This is a genomic window from Paenibacillus sp. XY044, from assembly GCF_002257645.1.
Lineage (GTDB): Bacteria > Bacillota > Bacilli > Paenibacillales > Paenibacillaceae > Paenibacillus_AQ.
Window position 1 is genome coordinate 42994 of the sequence record NZ_NQMO01000011.1, and the last position, 17907, is coordinate 60900.

General features: G+C 55.2%; 15 protein-coding genes. 7 read left to right on the forward strand and 8 right to left on the reverse strand.

Features of this window, described 5'->3' with window-relative positions:
* Positions 1-573: 573 nt before the first annotated feature.
* Complete coding sequence (locus CJP46_RS30920) at positions 574-2577, forward strand: methyl-accepting chemotaxis protein (RefSeq protein ID WP_306431110.1); 2004 nt, start codon at positions 574-576, stop codon at positions 2575-2577.
* A gap of 441 nt (positions 2578-3018) precedes the next feature.
* On the opposite strand, the gene CJP46_RS30925 is transcribed toward CJP46_RS30920, so the two are convergent.
* The 4 genes from CJP46_RS30925 to CJP46_RS30940 form a co-directional block, all read right to left on the reverse strand.
* On the reverse strand, positions 3019-4122 hold the full coding sequence (locus CJP46_RS30925) for a Leu/Phe/Val dehydrogenase (protein ID WP_094599484.1): 1104 nt from the start codon (positions 4120-4122) through the stop codon (positions 3019-3021).
* 185 nt (positions 4123-4307) lie between these two features.
* Positions 4308-6038, reverse strand: coding sequence for a beta-N-acetylhexosaminidase (gene nagZ / locus CJP46_RS30930; RefSeq protein WP_179281400.1), 1731 nt, complete (start codon positions 6036-6038; stop codon positions 4308-4310).
* Positions 6039-6134: 96 nt separating this feature from the next.
* Positions 6135-7502: a (Fe-S)-binding protein gene (locus CJP46_RS30935; RefSeq protein ID WP_373558059.1), complete on the reverse strand. Its 1368-nt coding sequence runs from the start codon at positions 7500-7502 to the stop codon at positions 6135-6137.
* On the reverse strand, positions 7495-8910 hold the full coding sequence (locus CJP46_RS30940; protein WP_094599485.1) for an FAD-binding oxidoreductase: 1416 nt from the start codon (positions 8908-8910) through the stop codon (positions 7495-7497). Before CJP46_RS30940 ends, CJP46_RS30935 begins: the two co-directional genes overlap by 8 nt.
* Before the next feature lie 352 nt (positions 8911-9262).
* Here CJP46_RS30940 and CJP46_RS30945 point away from each other — a divergent pair, with 352 nt between their 5' ends.
* Complete coding sequence (locus tag CJP46_RS30945) at positions 9263-9991, forward strand: FadR/GntR family transcriptional regulator (protein WP_094599486.1); 729 nt, start codon at positions 9263-9265, stop codon at positions 9989-9991.
* Positions 9992-10126: 135 nt separating this feature from the next.
* Here the strand turns inward: CJP46_RS30945 and CJP46_RS30950 are convergent, their stop codons facing one another.
* Together CJP46_RS30950 and CJP46_RS30955 are read right to left on the reverse strand one after the other, a co-directional pair.
* Complete coding sequence (locus CJP46_RS30950) at positions 10127-10741, reverse strand: glycerol-3-phosphate acyltransferase (protein WP_306431111.1); 615 nt, start codon at positions 10739-10741, stop codon at positions 10127-10129.
* Positions 10738-11844, reverse strand: coding sequence for a glycosyltransferase family 2 protein (locus tag CJP46_RS30955; protein WP_094599487.1), 1107 nt, complete (start codon positions 11842-11844; stop codon positions 10738-10740). The genes CJP46_RS30950 and CJP46_RS30955 overlap by 4 nt, the downstream gene beginning before the upstream one ends.
* A 295-nt stretch (positions 11845-12139) precedes the next feature.
* Between CJP46_RS30955 and CJP46_RS30960 the strand changes: the two genes are divergently transcribed.
* Together CJP46_RS30960 and CJP46_RS30965 are read left to right on the forward strand one after the other, a co-directional pair.
* Positions 12140-12568 carry an Rrf2 family transcriptional regulator gene (locus CJP46_RS30960; RefSeq protein WP_094599488.1) on the forward strand — a complete coding sequence of 143 codons (429 nt, stop codon included), beginning with the start codon at positions 12140-12142 and terminating at the stop codon, positions 12566-12568.
* Between the two features lie 140 nt (positions 12569-12708).
* Positions 12709-13347 carry an NAD(P)-dependent oxidoreductase gene (locus CJP46_RS30965; protein WP_094599489.1) on the forward strand — a complete coding sequence of 213 codons (639 nt, stop codon included), beginning with the start codon at positions 12709-12711 and terminating at the stop codon, positions 13345-13347.
* 103 nt (positions 13348-13450) lie between these two features.
* Here the strand turns inward: CJP46_RS30965 and CJP46_RS30970 are convergent, their stop codons facing one another.
* The gene (locus CJP46_RS30970; protein WP_143813060.1) at positions 13451-13897 is read right to left on the reverse strand and encodes a hypothetical protein; all 447 of its coding nucleotides are present in this window, start codon (positions 13895-13897) and stop codon (positions 13451-13453) included.
* Positions 13898-14331: 434 nt separating this feature from the next.
* Between CJP46_RS30970 and CJP46_RS30980 the strand changes: the two genes are divergently transcribed.
* From CJP46_RS30980 to CJP46_RS30985, 3 genes are all read left to right on the forward strand, one after another.
* A complete protein-coding gene (locus CJP46_RS30980; RefSeq protein ID WP_094599492.1) occupies positions 14332-15252 on the forward strand; it encodes an AEC family transporter in 921 nt (306 codons plus the stop codon).
* Between the two features lie 11 nt (positions 15253-15263).
* Positions 15264-15398, forward strand: coding sequence for a hypothetical protein (locus CJP46_RS37285; protein ID WP_256992611.1), 135 nt, complete (start codon positions 15264-15266; stop codon positions 15396-15398).
* 449 nt (positions 15399-15847) lie between these two features.
* Positions 15848-17347 (forward strand): MDR family MFS transporter, encoded by a 1500-nt coding sequence (locus CJP46_RS30985; RefSeq protein WP_256992612.1) that lies wholly within the window; start codon positions 15848-15850, stop codon positions 17345-17347.
* A 134-nt stretch (positions 17348-17481) separates the two neighbouring features.
* On the opposite strand, the gene arsC is transcribed toward CJP46_RS30985, so the two are convergent.
* Positions 17482-17901 (reverse strand): arsenate reductase (thioredoxin), encoded by a 420-nt coding sequence (arsC, locus tag CJP46_RS30990; RefSeq protein ID WP_094599493.1) that lies wholly within the window; start codon positions 17899-17901, stop codon positions 17482-17484.
* Positions 17902-17907: the final 6 nt, after the last annotated feature.

The window sequence follows — 17907 nt, forward strand, 5'->3', positions numbered from 1 at the left end:
TTCCATCATCCCTCCTGTTATTATCGATTATCGATAATCTGTTTGTATCCCATTATATGGGGACCGGATCGTATCTGACAACGGAGGATTTTGACGAAAAGGGTTTGTTTTTTTATGATCTTTTCGCGTTTATCGACAAGCGGTTTCCGGACCTCATCCCCTTCCCCGCCAAAAGTCCCTGTTTCAAATGAAACCACCGAATTGTATCCGAACAGCTGACCTCTGGCATTATATATGCGCTTCAAGGCCTACCCATTTCGGAATAAATCAGGAAATGAATCGTTCTTCCACTCATTTTTTTCAGAAAAAATTGCTGGTTTACGAAAAAAAGATATGAAAATATCGGGGATACTTGTCGAAATATAGAATAGGAACTAAAACCGGTCGGAATGCATTTCCCGCTCCAGTAGGCGCTCCGCTGAAACGGATGAATCCAAGTCAAATCTTTCAACATACATATCGATGGATTTACACGGATCGACGCCCGCCCGAAGCTGCTCTTTCAAGCGCTGCACCCGTTCAACAGGTGCTTCCGGAACTTTAGACCTATAATGACTGCAGGGGGAATCTCGTTTGAACAAGTTGCTCCAAAAAATAACCGGGCTTTTCAACATTAAAAAGCTCAGAAGCAGACTGATGCTTTTCATCTGTCTCATGCTCATTATCCCGACGATAGTGTTGGCCGTATTCGCCGTGAACAGCGCCAAAGCACAGCTTCAGGACAAAATGGAAGACACCACGAAATCAAGCGTCATGCTGCTCGACAAGCTGATCAACACGATGGTTGAAATGCAGCTATCCAACGTGAAGCAGCTCAGCAACCAGATCACGTATGCCGATATCGAAAGCCATTCGGTGCAGACCCGGATTCTGATTGACGATTTTAAAGCGCAGCATCCGGAAATCGAAATCGTCTCCATCGGCACCGACAACGGGTCCTGGATGAAATCCCCGGATCCCGGCGCTCAAGAGTTTGATCCGCGGACCCGGGCTTGGTACAAGCTCGCTATGAATAACAAGGGGCAAGCGGTCGTCGACGATCCGGCCGTCTCGGCCACGACGAAAAATTACGCGATCGCCATTTCCAAGACGCTGCCCGACGGCAAAGGGGTCATCAACATCAGCCTGAGCATCGGGAATATCAATAACATCGTGAAGCAGGTTCACCTCGGCAATGAGGGATATATTTACATGGTGGATCGCAACGGCCTGCTGATGTCCCACCCGACCGAGAAGGCCGGTTCCAAGTTTACCGGCGACCAGCTCAAAACGATGCAGAGTAAAAATGAAGGGATGCTCTCTTACACCAACCCGCTCAATGGCGTTGGCCAGCGAGGCTATTTTATTACCAACGAGCTGACCGGCTTTAAAATCGTCGGCATCCTTCCGGAAAGCGAATATACGAAGGCGACGATGCCGATCTTCTGGACATCGGCCATCGTTCTTGTGATCGCCGTCATTGCCGCGCTGATCGTTATGTTCTTCATCATCCGCAGCATGACGCGTCCGATCGAGCAGCTGAATCGTTCGGCGAAGCGCGTGAGCGAGGGATATTTGAACGACCGCGTCATCACGAAGCGAAAGGACGAAATCGGGGACCTGGCGCATAACTACAACGCCATGGTCGACTCGCTCCGCCTGATGGTGCTGGACATGTCGGAAACCTCCAGCCAGCTGGCAGCCTCAAGCGAGGAGCTGACCGCCAGCACCGAGCAGAACGCGCAGAGCGTCGAATTCGTTTCCAATCTGATGACGGATTCGGCCCAGGAGGCCGACAACCAGGCCATCGCCGCGCAGGAAAGCGCGCGCACGATGGAGGAGATGGCCAGCGGCATCCAGCGTATTGCTGAGTCGGCCAGTACCATCGTCGATTCGTCGAACCGCACGGAAGAAGACGTACACGCCGGCAGCCGGAAGGTCCAGCTGGTCAGTGCCCAGATGGATACGATCAAAACATCCACACACGAGTCCGCAGCCCTGATCGAGAAGCTGAACGACCACAGCGCAAGCATCGCCGCGATGAGCACGGCGATCGCCGAAGTCGCCAAGCAGACCAACCTGCTCTCCCTGAACGCCGCGATCGAAGCGGCGCGGGCCGGCGAGCATGGACGCGGCTTCGCCGTCGTCGCCGAGGAAGTCCGCAAGCTGGCGGATCAGTCGAATGTCACGGCGGAGGATATCCAGCATACGATCCAGGAGATGACGACGCTGATCGCAGACGCGTATAACGTTATGCGTCATAAAGTGCAGTCCGATGTGGATCAGGGGATGGAAGTCACGGCAGAGGCGCTCGAAGCTTTTGCCAATATCGAAAAATCCGCCAAGCAGATTACCGACCAGATTCAGGACATTTCCGCCGTCACCGAGCAGATGTCCGCGAGCAGCGAGGAAGTATCCGCCTCCGTGCAGGAAGTGGCCAGCATTTCCCGCAACACGGTTGCCTCGTTTGAGCGTGTGAGCGCGGCGAACCAGGAGCAGCTGGCTTCCATGGAGGAAATCTCGTCTTCGGCGAACAGCCTCTCGAAGATGGCGGTGGACATGCAGGAGAAAATCGACCGTTTCAAGCTGGAGGGCTGATTGAGGCAGACAGCCCTTCCGTCCCCGGGGTCTAAGGAATGCTAAAAAGCGTACCGCACGGTTTAAGTCCGTGCGGTACGCTTTTTTCGTGGTTACAGGGACGATTCACCACAGTTGTCACCGGGGAGGCCGATCGAGACCATTCAGGCGGGCGGGAATGTTACCCAGGAAGCCATTGATCTTCCCCCACGGGGTAAGTGCAAAAGTACAGCTATTTAGCTATTAGTCGCCAGTTCCATCGGAAATAAGTGCATATTTGCAGCTATTTCGAGAGACCATTCCGGGGATCACCCACAGATCCAATCCAAGGAATTCTCTCGATCGCTCATCGTGCCCCCCTAGGATCACTCCGTTTGCACTCCAGCACGAAGGCACTCCGGCACTCCAGCAATCCGGCACCCCAAGGCACTTCCCAGCTACGATTCAAAAATCTCCTCCCGCTTAACGACCTAATCGGCGGCTCAGCACATGGTGCGGATTCTGCAGGAACGGGCTGCGCGTATTTTTGAGCGTTTCGATCCGCTCGAGCGCAAGCCGGTCCGCGGCGGCATACGTCGGGATGCCCGCTTCCCTGGAGATGTCGAAGATACGGGAGATACAGCTATAAATCCCGCTGATCTGCTTCCAGGCACGGTCCTTGTTATAGCCGTTCAGCTCGTCGGCGATATTGATGACGCCGCCGGCGTTAATGACGTAATCCGGCGCGTATACGATGCCCAGCTCGTGAATCAGATCCCCGTGCCGGGCTTCCTTCAGCTGGTTGTTGGCCGAGCCGGCAATGACCTTTGCCTTCAGCTTCGGAATGCTCTCATCATTGATGATGGCGCCAAGCGCACAGGGGGAGAAAATATCGCATTCGACGCCGACGATATCCCCTGGCGACACCGCTGTGGCGTTATACTTCTCCACCGCACGGCTGACAGCTTCCTCGTTGATATCGGTCACGATCAGCCGAGCTCCCTCCTGATGCAAATACTCGCACAGGTGGAATGCCACGTTGCCGACGCCTTGCACCGCAATCGTCCGTCCTTCCAGCGAGTCGGAGCCGAAGGCTTCCTTGGCGGCGGCCTTCATTCCTTGATACACGCCAAAGGCCGTCGCCGGTGACGGATTGCCGGACGAGCCGTAGGTCGGGGAAATCCCGGTCACAAAGTCCGTCTCCTGATGAATGATATCCATGTCGGCCACCGTGGTGCCAACGTCCTCTGCCGTAATATAGCGGCCGTTCAATCCTTGTATGTATCTTCCGAAGGCCCGGAACATCGCTTCGTTCTTGTCCTTTTTCGGATCGCCGATGATGACAGTCTTGCCTCCGCCCAGGTTCAGGCCTGAAATGGCGTTTTTATAGGTCATGCCTTTGGCTAGGCGCAATGCGTCTTCGATCGCGGCTTCCTCGGAAGCGTAGGTCCACATCCGGGTCCCACCCAATGCCGGCCCAAGTGTCGTATCGTGAATCGCAATGATCGCTTTGAGTCCGGACGACTTGTCCTGACAAAAAAGCAGCTGCTCATAATCGTGCTGTTCCATTGCGCTAAACAGTTCCATATCGGTGTTCCCTCCATTGTGATTCATGCCTCATGCTGCTCACGCTTATAAGCGTAACAGGATCATTATAGTAATGATTTGACTTGAAAGTAAAGTTTTCACCGGTGTTAACCGACTTTTCGGGCTTGACCCGATCAGGCGTTTATGACAACAAAAAAGACGGCTAACGCCGTCTTAAAAATGCTCTATCCCTGCTTTGGGGCTTCCGTCTGCAATCCCCAACCTGCGGGGTACGATGCACCGAGCGATACCGGCAGGCGCCCTTTGAAAGGAACAGCACCGGCGATCGCCTTGGCCGTACTTACAAGCGCGAGCGGCCGGCTCTCATAAGCCGCAACCAGCGCAGACGCTTCCGGAAAGCACATGAGGTCGTACGGATTACGCAGAGCGGCCACCAGGACCGGTTTGCCAAGTGCGAGTAAATCCTGGACCAACTTGATCTGCGCCGGGTCAAACTGCGCATTGTATGTGCCGACAACGATCTGCCTCACCTCTTCGCCTCCGGCTTCCTCCACAAGACGGCCCGCCTGGTCCGCCACTTCGGTCAGCGTCACCGGACGGTCACTCACGTCAACTCCCTGCGCGGCCAAGGCGCTGCCCAAGCTTTCCGTCCTCGCGATCACTTCGTCGGCAATCGTCAGCGCGGCAGCTGCGACCGAGATGACCAGCGTTCGCTGCCGTTTCAGCGGCAGGACGCCATCCCTTGCTTGTACCAGCGTGATGCTTGCCTCGCTGATCCGGCGGGCCAGGTCCATATGCACTTCGTTTCCGGGAAGCTTGTCCTGCAGTCCCGGCGCATCCTGTTTGTCATCATGGACCCGGGCCGCCTGCCCGTCCTGCTCCTGCTGCTGCTGCGCTGCCTCAAGCTCAGCCGTGCTCCCGAGCAGTCCGCGCTTCGCCTTCAGCGCAAGCAGCCTGCGCACGGAGGCGTTAATCCGGCTCTCCGCGATCCGGCCGGAGCGGACCGCCTGTTCCAGCGCCTCCATCGCCTCTACCTGAAGCTGCGGGGTCTGACTGATCAGGACGGTGTCCGCTCCCGCTTCAACCGCCATGACCGCGGCCTTGACGGTACCGTAATGCTCGGCAATCGCCTTCATTTCCATGCAGTCGGTCATGACGACGCCGTCGTAGCCGAGCTCTTCGCGCAGCAGGCCGGTCAGCACGGCATGCGACAGCGTCACTGGCAGCTTAGACGGCTCAAGTGCCGGGAAATATATATGCGCCGACATCACTGCATCAATGCCTTCGGCGATCGCCTTTTTGAACGGGACAAGCTCGACCTCATCCATCCGCTTCCGCTCGTGGGTAATCGTCGGCAGGTCCAGATGGGAGTCCACCGCGGTATCCCCGTGCCCCGGAAAATGCTTGGCCGTGGCCGCGACACCCACGTCCTGCAGGCCGCGGAACGCAAGCGTTCCGTACGCCGCCACCGCCTCTGGGGACTCTCCATAGGAACGGACGCCGATGACCGGATTCAGCGGATTATTGTTTACGTCGAGCACCGGCGCGAAGTTCAGGTTGATGCCGAGGGAGCGCAGCTCCTCCCCGCTGACGCGCGCGGACTCGTACACCCAATCCGCCGAGCCCGCGGCGGCCAGTGCCATATTTCCCGGCATCAGAGCGACGCCTTCCGTAATGCGGGCGACCATGCCGCCTTCCTGGTCAATGGAAATCCATAAGGGAAGCGTCCCCGACGCCGCGGCCGCCTGCTGCAGGTCACGGCTAAGCCTGCCCACCTGCTCCGTCGTCTTCACATTGCGGGCAAAATAAATGAGGCCGCCGATCTGATGCGTGCCGATAAACTGCCGCAGCTCATCGCTGATTTCCGTCCCCCAAAAGCCGCAGACGAACATCTGCCCGATTTTTTGCCGCAGGCTCATGCCCTTGATCAGCTGATCGATATACCCCTGATTCATCGTAATATCCCCCTAGCCCATATGCTGTTTATCGATCCCGATATGATTCCTCAATTTCAATCATGTCAATTCCGATTCACCTTGTAATTCCGTCGCCTATTCCGGCCGGTGCTGCAGCCGCTCATGCAGAAAATCGACGATATGGACAGCCTTCATGCTGCCGCTGAGGCCTTCCTTCTCAATGCCGTGCTTCATCTGGAGCAGGCAGCCGGGATTGCTGGTCAGCAGATACTGGGCCTGCGTCGCTTCCACGTGCTCCATCTTATGATCCAGAATGCTGCCGGCCATTTCCGGCTGCGTCACGTTGTAGATACCCGCCGAGCCGCAGCAGCGATCGGCGTTCTTCATTTCGATAAATTCGGCGCCGTCCACTTGACGCATCAATACGCGCGGGGCGTCCGACGATTTCATTACGTTGCGCAGATGGCAGGAATCCTGATAGGTGATTTTCACCTTCGGGTCCCCTTCCGGAGCAAGGCCTGCCGAAGAGGCGCCGAAGTTTAAGCTTCGGCCCGCGCGAACGAGCAGCTCACTGATGTCGACGACGCGCCCGGCGAACCAGGCGGCATCATCCCGCCACTGCGGATCTTCATGCAGCAGATGGTCGTATTCGGTCAGGATCGCCCCGCAGCCGCCCGCATTAGAGACGATGTAATCCACATTCGCATCTTTGAAAGTACGAATGTTGCTGCGGGCGAGCTCCCGTGCTCCTTCCGCCTCGCCGCTGTGCGCATGCAGGGCGCCGCAGCAGTTCTGCGCAGCCGGAATGACGACGTCGAAGCCGGCTGCGGTAAGCAGGTCCACGGTATGAATGTTCGTGTCCGTGAACAGCACATCCATAATGCAGCCTCTAAAAAGCGCTGCGGTCGCGATTTTCTCGCCTTTTGCCGGGTGATACGCGCCGATCTTCTCCAGCACGCCCTTGCCGGAAGCTTCAGGCAAAATTTTCTCCATATCGCTGATATGCTTCGGAAACAGCTTCATGATGCCGGTGGATCGCGCTACCTTCCGCAGCCCCGACTTCTGGTACAGCTCGAGACCTCGGCCCACGAGCTTCATCCGCTTCTGATGCGGAAATACCGTTTTGAACGCCGCATGACGGGCAGCCTTCACCAGCGGTTTATGCTGCTTGTGATCCTCGATGGCGTCCCTGGCCTGTTCGATGAGCTGCCCGTATTTGACGCCCGCCGGACATGCCGGCTCGCAGGCCCGGCAGCCCAGGCAGTGGTTCATCTGCTCTTCGAACGCCCCATCCGGCTCCATGATGCCGTCGGCGACGGCCTTCATCAGGGCGATCCGGCCCCGCGGCGACTCGGCCTCGATGCCTGTCTCGGCAAAGGTCGGACACGCCGGCAGGCAGAAGCCGCATCGCATGCAGTTGGTCAGCTGGTCTTCATCGAGGCGCAGCCGGAGCGTCTCGGCGAGCGGGTTCGCCCGCTCCTTCACATTCAACGCATTACCCACGATCGATCACCACCCGTTTTCTCGTTTCCTTCGCGAACATTTTCCCCGGATTCAGCAGGTTATACGGATCAAAGGACTGCTTGATCGCCTTCATGACCCCCATCCCGGCTGCCCCGACTTTCCATTCGAGGAACGGCGATTTGACCAATCCGACCCCATGCTCGCCGGTAATCGTTCCCCCGAGCCGGATCGCCGCCTCGAAGATTTCCTCGAACGCTTCGTCCACCCGGTGAATTTCCTCCTGGTTGCGCGCATCGGTGGTTGCCGTTGGATGAAGGTTGCCGTCTCCCGCATGGCCGAAAGTGCAGATTTGAACGTCATATTTCTTCGCAATGCGGTTGATTTCGAGCACCATGTCCGCAATCTTGGAACGCGGCACCGTCGCGTCCTCGAGAATCGTCGTCGGCTTCAGCCGTGCCAGCGCGGTAAAAGCGCTGCGCCGGGCGGTCAGCAGCTTCTCAGCCTCTTCCGCGCTCGCCGCGATGCTCACCTGGTCAGCCTGCTCGCTGCGGCAGATGTCGGTGATGAGCGCGATATCCCGCTCCACGGTTTCCATGTCGCCGTCCTGCTCGATCAGCAGGATCGCTTCCATGTCGAGCGGCAGCCCCAGCTGCGCATAATCGTCCACGACCCGGATCGTGGAGCGGTCGAGAATTTCCAGGGTAGCCGGAATGATCCGGTTCTCGATGATTTTGGATACCGTACGGGCCGCGCCGTACAAATCCTTGTACATCGCAAGCATCGTCTTCTTGTACTTCGGCGGCGGAATCAGCTTCAGCGTCGCCTCCGTGATGATCGCCAGCGTGCCTTCCGATCCGACCAGCAGCTTCGTCAGATCGTAACCGGCGACATCCTTCATCAGCTTGCCGCCGGTTCGAATGATGTCGCCGTTTGCCAGGACGGCCTCCAGCCCGATCACGTAATCCTTGGTCGTTCCGTATTTCAGCCCGCGCAGGCCGCCCGAGCATTCGGCGATGTTGCCGCCGAGGGTCGAAATTGACATGCTGCTCGGATCCGGCGGATAGAACAGTCCAAGCCCCTCTACATGCGTAATGAACTGTTTCGTATTCAGGCCCGGCTGAACGATCGCCGTCAAGTTTTCCATGTCGATTTCAAGGATCCGGTTCATCCGGTGCATCACCATGACGACGCCGCCTTGGACGGGCACCGTACCACCGCACAGGTTCGTTCCCGAACCCCGGCCGACGACCGGAATCTTGTGGCGGCTCAGCACCTTCATCACTTCGGAGACCTGGCCGGTATTTTCAGGGTACACGACCGCATCCGGCAGCGACTGCAGCATCGGCGTGCCGTCATACGAATGCGTAACCAGCGACTGGGGATCATCCTTTACATAAGAGCTGCCCAAAATGGCAATAAGCTCGCGTTTTACGTCTTCCTGCAACAAGGAAAACACTCCTTTACATTCCAGAATGCGATATAAGTGCGAATAAATTAGTCAGGTCATCTGATGACTTTTATTGTGATCAAGTATACACTAAAATAAATGAATCCATATAGATTGAATTAAAGAAAGTCACATTTTTGACACAATTATTCCCCCTAGATCAAGGAATGACAAGTAAAAACTTTAATTCATTCTATCTAGATAGAATGAATTAAAGAAATGAATGTTATAGGGCCGTATTGGGCCGTTATAACAGGAAGTTCAATGAAAAACTTTAGTTCAATCTATCTAAATAGAGAGAATGACAAAAATTGATGATTGGTAATCAGTAGAACGGAGGGACCCTAGAACGATGAATCCGCAGCGGCCGTTGAAACAATACGAGTGGGTCATGAATGATTTGAAGCGGCAGATGGACGAGGGCTCGCTTCAGCCGGGAGACCGGCTCTCCTCGGTCGTGGACCTGGCGCTCCAGTACAATGTGGGCAGATCGACCATCCGAGAGGCGCTCAGCGCCCTGAAAGCGATGGGGCTGCTGAATATCCGCCAAGGCGGAGGCACGTTCGTGCGCACCCCGCCCGCCGATGCGCCGCCGGTTCATCCGGGACAGCTGTATGCCGACCTGTGGGAAGGACGCGCGGCTTCGCTGCGCCATCTGCTTGAGGTCCGGCGCGTGCTGGAGACCGGCTGTGCCGCCGTTGCCGCAACGAACCGCAGCCAAGCGGATCTGACGGTCTTCGAGGAAATCCTGCGCGAGATGGAGAACGCCGCGGATGAGCAGGTCAGCGAGCAGGCGGACGTGAAATTCCACCAGCAAATCGCCGCAGCCACGCACAATCCGCTGCTGCTCGATTTAATGGAATCGTTATCGAACAAGCTGCATGAAAATATGAAGGATATGCGCGCCTTGTGGTTTTATGCCGAGCGCTCCTCTGCCGAGCGGCTGCTGCAGGAGCATGCGTCCATATATAAGGCGATCCGGACCCAGGATGCCAAGGAGGCGCTGGCCCGGATGGAGGCCCATATCTCCAAAGTCGAGCAGGTGCTGAATGAAAAAGGCGCGGGCGATCAGCCGCTCTGATCCCCCGGCGCCGGCAATGTCGGCAGATGGTAAAGGGTTAAAGCTGCTGCCTGAGATGGTAGCCCGCGTTTAGCATCCGCCTTTGCCGCCTGCCGTATCCCCGCTCGATTTACCTTGCAAGGGCAGTACACAAGGCTATCCCCTTCGCCCGCTATGCCCCTTCAAAAACACTTCCAGCTTTCTTTTATTCGTAAAGACGAGAATCAGCAGGTTTACGAGCCATATGCACAAATATGGACCCGGATATCCCCGGACGATCAGATAGACAACGACGAGCATGAAGCCGACCACCACCTGGAAGCCGCTCGCTTCCGTGGACAAGGGCCGCCGGCTGATCAGCTTGGAGACGATTAGCAGCAGCGCCAAAATGACGGCCAGCGCCAGCGATGCTTCAAAACGGGTCAAGGCGCTCCATACCCCGAAGGTGACAGCGATCGCCTTGCCTCCCTTGAACTTCAGAAACGGCGAGAAGGCATGCCCCGCAATCGGGGCCGCAGCGACAGCCACCATGCCATACCCGTGCAGGGTGCCGCTGCCGACGATCCATACCAGGGGCAAATATCCCTTCAAAAAGTCTAGCGCCACCCCCGCCAGGCCCAGCTTATAACCCGCGGCGCTCCAGAGGTTGAACGCGCCCGGGTTCCCGTCTCCCACCGCCTTCAAATCCTTGTTCGCCGCCCGGCCCAGCCAATACGAGAACATCAGCGAGCCGCACAAAAATTCCACGGCCGTCAGCAGCAGGATCATCATGGTTCCCTATGACCCCCAACATCCACGGCCCTGTCCTTCCACATGACATGCCCCAGAAACACGACCTGGTACGCGGAATACAGCATCACTACCAGGAAAAAGATCGTGGATAACATATGAAGAACAGGCATCACAAAGCCGAATTTGCCTACATATTTGATCAAATAGGCGATGTGCGCCATATACAGCAAGTAGCCGGCGATAAAGGGGATTTCCCATGGCGTGTTCCACAGAAAGAAGGCCCCTATGGAACAGAGTAGCCCGATAAACCAGAGCGCGATCAGCACGATCGTCCACCGGCTCAGCTTGGCTGTGCTCAGCACCGCCCCCTTGCCGAATCCCTGCAGCTCGCTTTTGATGCCGTGCGGGTACATGCGGAACGATACCATTCCCCGGCCGATAAAGTTCGTTACGCCGATTCCCGCTTCCATGTACTTGGCGCCCAAGTTTAAATCGTCCAATATTTCCGACCGGATGCTGCTGTGGCCACCGACTTCCTCGTAATCATGCCTCGTTGTCACAATGCAGGAGCCGTACAGCCCTTTCCGGAGGTTACGGCGTTCAAAAGGGGAGGTAAACGCAAATACGCCCAAAATATTCGGAATGAGTGCAAGACGTTCGTAAAATTTCTCGGTGTGGTGAAAGGGGACGACGGAAATGACGCCACCGGTACGGGAGCGAAGCTTAAGGAGGGAGTCCAGCGCGTTCGGCGACAAACGAATGTCGGCATCCAGAAAAGCAAACGTATCCCCGGAAGCATGAAGGTATCCGTTCCACACGGCCCATGTTTTTCCCGTCCATCCGGGAGGAAGCGGCGGATTCTGCACCACGGTCACCCCGAAGCCCGCGGCTACGTCCCGGGTCCGGTCCTGCGAGCCGTCGTCGACGACAATGATTTCATGCGGCTGCAAGCTTTGATGCCGGAGCGATTCCAGAAGGTTGGCCAGATTTTTCTCCTCATTCCGCGCCGGAATGATCACGGAGAGCTTCTCCCCCGTCTGCCCCGCGCTTTCACTGCGGGGGACCAGGTTTTTGCGGAACAAAACAATCCCGGAAAGGATGCCGATAACAAATAACAGGTAAAGAAACAGGTAAAGCCCCATAGCCAACAACCCCATCTCTCTAAAGTAGCTGGAACCTTGGAAGGTTAGAGCCTTTCGTGCGTCTGCCGGATCTGTCATGAAGCGTTATCGTTGAATGATGCAACCATAGTGTAGCCGAGCATTTCTCCCTTTTCAATACATTATATTCCAGTCCCTTGGCCAAGGATTCGCGGATTGCGCCATCCCTTCAGAAAACTTTCTGACCCCTCCGGACCAGGCTGCGCAGCGGAACGCCTTTTATGATAAAATAATCGTATTGCCCCCTGTACAGGGCGGCGGCAAGGAGGCATAATCCATGAATATCAGCAGCCGGTTTTCCGTGGCTATTCATATCCTTTCAATACTGGAAATTAACAAGACGAGCACCAACACGTCTGATTTTATAGCTTCAAGCGTTAATACGAACCCGGTCGTCATCCGGAGAATCACGGGCATGCTCAGCAAGGCGGGGCTTGTCGAAGTGAAGCCCGGTGTCCCTGGTGCGAAGCTTGCCAAGGAAGCCGGCGGCATTACGCTGCTGGACATTTACAATGCGGTCAACGTCGTGGAAGAGAACGGCCTCTTCGGCGTCCACGATTCTCCAAACCCGGACTGCCCGGTCGGCCGCAACATCCAGGGAGCGATCGTCCCGCTGTTCACCAGCGCCCAGAAGGCGATGGAGAACGTGCTCGCTGTCGTTAAGCTCCAGGACATCATCCAGGACATCGAAGCTCATGAAATGTGACGCACGCCCCAACTCCCGATCCGGAAGAGGGGCGTGTTTTTTATGTTGTATGATTGCCGACCCTTCTTGATTTGACATTCGCTCAACTTGTAACTACAATAGTTACATGTAAGGACATGATGATCAGGAGGGAACTTTTTATGAATATTGGAGTCATTGGAGCCAGCGGCAAGGCTGGACGCCTTATTGTAGAAGAAGCATTGAACCGTGGACATCAAGTTACGGCGATCGTTCGTGATGCGGCCCGTGTATCCGAGAGCGTTAACGTTCTGGAGAAAGATGTGTTTGACCTGACAGCTGAAGATCTGAAGCCGTTTGATGTCATCGTCAACGCCTTTGGAGCCAAGCCCGGAGACGAGCATCTTCACGTCGAAGCCGGAAGATCGTTGATTTCCGCCCTGAAGGGAGCACCGTCGACCCGGCTGATCGTCGTGGGAGGTGCAGGCAGCCTGTTCGTCGACGAGGCACTGACCACCCGGGTCATGGACACGCCTGATTTTCCGAAGGAATACTTCGCCACAGCATCCAATCAGGGTAAAAACCTCGGGGATCTGCAGCAGTCCAGCGGGATGGAGTGGACATTTATCAGTCCGTCCGCCTTCTTTGATCCCGAAGGAGCAAGAACCGGCTCCTACCAAGCCGGAAAGGACCAGCTTCTCGTTAACTCTTCCGGCAGCAGCTATATCAGCTACGCGGATTACGCCATTGCCGCCCTCGATGAAATCGAGCATCCGCAGCATCGGAACGAACGGTTCACCGTCGTGGGCGAATCCAAATAAATAGGATTTATTGGCAAAAAGAGACGATCCCATACCTTCTTGGGATCGTCTCTTTTATTCCATATGAGGCAGGCGGATTCGACTCTCGTTTCGATTCCTCCGCTTAAGGGGCAGTTTTCCAACTCAACTCCTCCAAAATGGTGCGGACCCGCTCCAGTATCATTTCCATATGCGCAGCATGCATATCTTTAAGGACCGTCATATTTTCCGGCTCGGAAATATAGCTTAACGTGTTCAAAAACAGCTCCGTCTCCAAATCGATTAACGCGATCTCCCGCGCCCGGCCAATTAGATCCTCGTATGGTAAGCGGTCCATGGAGGGCTCAAGCCGGAGGTGCAGTGCGACTTCCTTCAGCTTGGTTTTCGCCGCCATGTGAGCGAGAATCAGCGCCGGCTGCAGCTGTCCCTCGTCTTTGAGCAGGATCGCCAGATTCATATGACTCCTGGATAAATCACTCCAAATGCGGGTCTTGGCGGACTGGAGGCAATCCCCATCCGCGTTAAGTTCCCTTTCTCTAACCAGGCTCGAGTTTGCTGTGTTTGAACTCATTCCCAATCAAACCTCCCTTGGAGCAGCACTTCTGCAAGGACTGAAGCCGGCATGGCGATGCCGGTGCGAAGTAAGGGGGTGCATACTCATCTTGAGTGTCGGCATTTAAATGCCGAAAGTGCTTGCTGCCTGCGGCTTCATGCATCGAGAATCCAAGGGCGGGAACGTTCCCATCCTGATCGGTGCGTGCTTTAGGCTTAGTAACTGCTGGCACTCTTGTTGTATATTTCGGTTTTTTCTGCATCAAAATGAAGAGTTTTCCATATTAAAACGTTTTCTCCATCGATTCGTTTGTTGTTTGGACTTCATTGCTAGATGCGCCCCGCTCCTAGTCTCCTCTCTATTTTTTTCATCACGGTTCCGGGTACGGTGCTATAATGAAGAGGTTATTTCAAATACATCATGACAATGATCTCGAAAAAGGAAGCTGAGCTATGATTGGAGACATACTTCTGGAAGTCGTGCTGCCCGTCTTTGTGCTGATTGGAATCGGCTCATGGATGCAGCGCGTGTTCCGCCTGGATTTGTACACATTGGCCAAAATCAATTTTTACTGCATTACCCCTGCGGCCGTCTTTATGAGCATGTATCATTCGGATATGTCGGGCGAACTGCTCGGGAATGTGACGCTCTTTTATGCACTCTATGTATTTATTCTATACATCATCGGGACCTTGGTCGCCCGCCCGCTGAAATTCACCAAAAGCATGCGCGCGGCATTCAATAACAGCATCATGCTGGACAATTCGGGCAACTACGGAATGCCGATCAACGCTCTGGTGTTCAAGGGGGACCCCCTCGCCAGCTCCATGCAGGCGCTGATCATGTCGCTGCAGAGCCTGTTGACGTTCACTTATGGAGTCATTTCGATTCAGGGCGCCAAGCTGAAAGGCAACTACCGCAGCATGATCATCGGTTTCCTGAAAATGCCGGTCCCCTATGCGCTCGTGCTCGGTATCGTGCTGCATGCTGTGCATGCCCCCCTGCCTTTGTTCGTCTCGCAACCGCTCACTTATGCCCAGCAGTCGATGGTCGCCGTCGCCTTGCTGACACTGGGGGCCCAGATCGTCAAGTATCCGCTCAAGCTGTACCGGGTGGACGTGTATATCAGCCTATTCCTCCGCCTCATTATCGGCCCCGCGATCGGCGTAACGCTTGTGTTTGCGCTCGGAATGAAGGGCATTCCCGCCCAGGCGCTGCTCATCGCATCCGGCATGCCGACAGGGGTCAACACGTCGATTTTGGCGGAAGAGTACAACAACGAGCCGGATTTCGCGGCGCAAACCGTCCTGATTTCCACACTGTTTAACATCATTACAATAACGGGATTGATTTCACTGGCGAAAATGTTCTGAATAGAGGCGAAATGCTTCTATTTTTTTTATATATCGGCCACGTCTTCGAGAGAAAAATCCTGATCGAGAAACGCATCGGTGTACTGCAGCGCCTGATCCAGCTGATCAGCTTATGCAGGGCCGCCGGCCCCGGGTCCGAAGTCTGAACCGTAACGGCCGAACAAATGCACGGTAAGCACACCTTTTTTTTCATTCTAAACGCTGCTCCCGTCCGTGACAAAGGGTACTTCGGCCCAAATGAGCATTTTGTTCACAAAAGGTGATCATCCGGTTCAAGAAACCGCCCGCGGATTCCCCGTATACTTGGCTTCAAGGAGAGCAACAACAATATGACATTGGATGAAGGCGTCGGACGATGAAATATGTACAACTTGGAAATCCGGGACTGATCGTGTCCAAACTGGCATTCGGGGCAATGACTTTTGGCACGGTGAATCTCCCAAACGTCTATAAGGTAGGCCCATCGGCAGCCCGGCAGCTGGTGGGCGAAGCGCTGGGATTACTTATTTTCCGGCGTCGTTCATATTCAGTTCATAAACATCGTGTATTTTGGTTTCATTCCAAAAAGGCAAATAGAGAAATGAGGGAGTTTGGAGTGAAATCAAATCGAAATACGCTAATTCTGATCGGACTCATGATCGGTCTGATTTTTGCGGAGCTGGACGAAACCGTCGTGTCCACGGCGATGCCCACCATCATCCGCGATTTGCACGGCCTGGCGCTGTATGGCTGGGTCGCCGGCATTTACATGCTGGCTGCAACCATTTTCATGCCGATCCTCGGCAAGCTGGCTGACATTTACGGCCGGAAAGTCATTTATTTAAGCTGTATGGCACTCTTTATCGCAGGCTCGATCGTCTGCGGTCTCGCCCCATCGATGGCGGTGCTGCTCATCGGCCGGGGGATTCAGGGCATTGGAGCCGGAGGGCTTATGCCGATTGCCCTGGTCATCATCGGGGATTCGTACCCGCTGGAGAAGCGTGCCAAGATCCAAAGCTTGTTCGGCCCCATGATGATTATCCCGCAGCTGCTGGGCCCGACGGTGGGCGGCTATCTCGTCGGCCATGTCAACTGGCATTGGGTGTTCCTGATCAACATTCCGGTCGGCTTAATCGCCGCCTTGGTGCTCGGAATCGGAATGCGGGAATCTCGCGGAGACGAGAAAAAGCAGATCGACTGGCTTGGTTCTTCAGTGCTCACCTTAAGCATGCTGTCCCTGCTCATGTCGCCTGTATTGGTGGATAACCAGGGCCTCGCCTGGTCGTCGCCGACGATTATCGGGCTGCTGGTTCTCGGGGCTGTACTGCTCGGTCTGTTTATCTGGATCGAGACAAAGGTCAAGGAGCCCATTATCCCGCTGCATTTGTTCCGCAACCGTAATGTGGTCGTGCTGTCGCTGCTGGTCTTTATTCTGATGCTCGGCTTGATGGGCGGCATTGCCACATTCCCGTACTTTGCCCAAAACGTGATGGGTCTGACGCCGACGCAGTCCGGGTATCTCATGCTGGCGTTTATGGCTGGCGCCATTCCGTCGAGCATCGTCAACGGATTTCTGATCACCCGCGTTCCATACCGCAATCTGTTTATCATTTGCTTTATCCTGCCCGTGATCGGCATTTATCTGCTGACGCAGCTCGGCATTCACACATCTGTGGTCTATATCGTAGCTTCCTTTTTTGTTCTGGGCCTGGGCCTCGGCGCTCTGTTCGGCGGCGACAATCTGATCGTGCAGGAATCGGTGTCCAAGGAGAACAGCGGCATTGCGCTCGGCACCGTACAGCTGATCCAATCGCTCGGAACGACGATCGGCCTCAGCGTCTTCGGCAGCCTGCTTGCCAAGCATATTAAGGACGGCGTCTCCTCCATTGCCGGACAGCTTCCCGCAGGAAGCGCGGAGCATCTGGCCACGGGCGGCATTCCGAAAAACCTGGCACCGGATTTGCTGGTGAAGGTGCAAACCGTTTTTGTGGACGCGTTCCAAAACTTGTTCGGCATTGCGTTCGTATTTATCCTGGCATCCTTTGTCATCACCTGGTTTTTGAAAAAGGGAGTGCTCACCAGCCAAGAAACGGCGGCCGAGTCGGGACACAGCTGAGCCAACCGCCCGTAGTTCATAATGCTGCTGAACGCATTCTTGGATAGGATTGCCTCAAAAATAAATAGCGACAGTCTTGGGACAGGAAAATAACATCCCGGACTGTCGCTATTTCATTTTCTTTTCCCCTGATTCTATTCGCCTGTTTTGGCAAATCGCTCGATTCTCTCGCCAATCTGATCGCGTACACGTTGAAATACGGCCCACTTCTCTTCATCCGTACCTTGGGCTTTCGCCGGATCATCAAATCCCCAATGCTCACGTCTGACTTGTTGCGGGGTTACGGGACATTTGTCAGCTGCATCGCCGCAGAGAGTCACCACGAAATCAGCCTCGTTAAGAATTTTGGGATCGATAATATCGGAAGTTTGACCGGAAATATCAATCCCTGCTTCTTTCATAGCTTTGACGGCATTGGGATTGAGCCCGTGAGCTTCAATGCCTGCACTGAGCACATTCCAATCGTCCCCAAGATGTTTTTTCGCCCAGCCTTCAGCCATTTGACTTCGGCAGGAATTGCCTGTGCACAAAAAGTAAATTGTTTTCTTGTTCATGTGAGT